This is a genomic window from Salinibacter sp., assembly GCF_042218895.1.
GTDB lineage: Bacteria > Bacteroidota > Rhodothermia > Rhodothermales > Salinibacteraceae > Salinibacter.
The window spans coordinates 1-2,026 of sequence record NZ_JBDGQQ010000045.1; the positions used below are offsets into that span (position 1 = coordinate 1).

General features: G+C 63.3%; 2 protein-coding genes. Both read right to left on the reverse strand.

Annotated features, from left to right (window positions below):
- On the reverse strand, window positions 1-719 hold a 719-nt coding region (locus tag ABEL04_RS05030), incomplete at its 3' end, for a NuoI/complex I 23 kDa subunit family protein (protein WP_375801294.1).
- A gap of 206 nt (window positions 720-925) precedes the next feature.
- Window positions 926-1,492: a YqgE/AlgH family protein gene (locus ABEL04_RS05035; protein ID WP_375801295.1), complete on the reverse strand. Its 567-nt coding sequence runs from the start codon at window positions 1,490-1,492 to the stop codon at window positions 926-928.
- Window positions 1,493-2,026 lie beyond the last annotated feature (534 nt).

The following is a 2,026-nucleotide window of genomic DNA, read 5'->3' on the forward strand; positions in this document are numbered from 1 at the left end:
TAGGTCGCAGCGTGCTCGGTTTCCGGGGGACCCTGGCGGTCGGCGCCCCAATCCTGGTCACCTGCTGTGGCCATCCGTTCATCCCGCAGGTGGGTGCGTTCGAGGTCATCCATGCCTTCCTCGGCCAGCCAGTCCAGAAAGTCCTGGTCCTTCACGCTGTGGAGGTTGTTTTCCTCCCGAAACTCCCACTGCTGCCCAAACTGCTTGTTTTTGTACTGGTCGAGGTACTCAAGCCGGTCCTGCAGTTGCTCAGTGGGCTTCAGGAGTTCCTCAAGGTCAAAGATGGCCTCGTCCCGGCTCTGGAAAGTGAGGTCGTACTCCTTCGACATCACAATGGCCTCCTCGGGACATACCTCCTCGCAAAAGCCGCAGTAGATGCAGCGGAGCATGTTGATCTCGAACCACTCCGGCTCCCGCTCCTTCACGTTGTTCACCTCTTTGGACTGCATCGAGATGGCAAGTGGAGGGCAGGCGCGGGCGCAAAGATTGCACGACACGCAGCGGGGCCGTCCGTCCTCCTCCACGAGCACGGGGCGCCCACGGTAGCTGTCCGGCGGGTACCATTGCTCCTCCGGGTACTCGAACGTGTAGGTGGGCTCGTTGGCAATTTTCCCGAACGAGTAGCCGAGCCCCTTGAAGAGTTCGGGGAAGTACAGGCTCTCCCAGAAGTTCAGGTCTCGCTCGTTTTCGTTCTTCGTGTTTTCGGGCGTGCCAGGCATGGACGTTCGGGCTGGTGAGCGAAAGGGATAGCCGAATAGACTGGACAAAGTACGTACACGAAGGGAAGGCGAAGGATTCCGGGCCCGCGAGCGCACCCGTCAAAACCTGGTCCATTCTCTGCTCTCCTGCGTTCGTCCGCCCATTTCCCGGTCCCCAGCACGCTTCTGCACGGATCTGCCCCACTGAAGCGCCCGCTCTGCGGCCGTCAGTTCATCCGCGGATCGTCCGGGAAGTTGGCGAGGACGGCGTATTCGCCGCCCATGCGGCGCAGAATGGTGCGCCAGAGCTGGTCGGGATCGGTGTCGAAGACGAGATCGGCGGCGCCTGGCGCCGGAATCCAGGCCTCTTCGTCGAGCTCTCCCTCAAGCTGGCCAGGCCCCCATCCTGCGTAACCGAGAAAGAACCGCAGGTTTTCGGGCGACGCGTCCCCGCTCTTCGCGAGCTGCTGGACGACCTCGAAGTTGCCGCCCCACGTGACCTCGCCGGGCAGGGGGACGCCTCCCGGAATGTCGTCGGGACGCGTGTGGAGGAAGTGAAGCGTCTCGCGCTGGACGGGCCCGCCCAGGTACAGGGGGGGATTGTAGGCAACATACTCGTCCAGCACATCGCCGAGCTGCGCGTCGAGCTCTCGGTTGAGGATGAGGCCAAAGGTGCCCTCCTCGTCGTTATGCTCGCAGAGCAGGACCACCGACCGGCGGAAGTTCGGGTCCTGCATCATGGGCGCCGAGATGAGAAAGGTGCCGGGCGTGAGCTCGACATCGGAATCAGGCATGAAATTAGGGGTTCGTTCGGACGTGAGTGGACGAGGCGGCACACGTCCCCGCTTGAGCATCGTGCTACTGACGCCCTTGCTCCTTGATTCACGGCCACCGCTTCCCCGGTGCTTTCCCGCTTCCAGGGCCCGGTCTTGGTCAGAACCCACCGAGCCACGCGTTTCTTCCGACAGACCAGGGCGTGCCCGAAACGTTGACCCGGTGGGCCGACGACTCAAGGCTGGGTCGCGGACCGCCAGGCCACCACGTACCTCCCACTGGAACTGTAGGCTGCCTTCGGAGGTGTACCTTTCCGGACACGCCTGAGAGCGAGCCTGCTTCCCCGTGGGTCACGCGCCGCCACGTGAACCTCTGAGCCCCCTCCTCCCCACCCACGAATCAAAGCCGCGAATTGGTGCCGTGAGCCAGCCGAACTTGACCGGATGAACGGTCCACGGCTTGGGCTATCCCGAAACTTGAGAAGGACCACCGTCTCGCGGCCCCCTCAGCTCCGCTAGAGGCACTTCCCCGTTGGCGGGAAGCCCCGACAGACC

Bases quoted from the DNA above. Each gene is read 5' to 3' on its own strand.
- ABEL04_RS05035 (WP_375801295.1), bottom strand. From the start codon at position 1,492: ATGCCTGATTCCGATGTCGAGCTCACGCCCGGCACCTTTCTCATCTCG.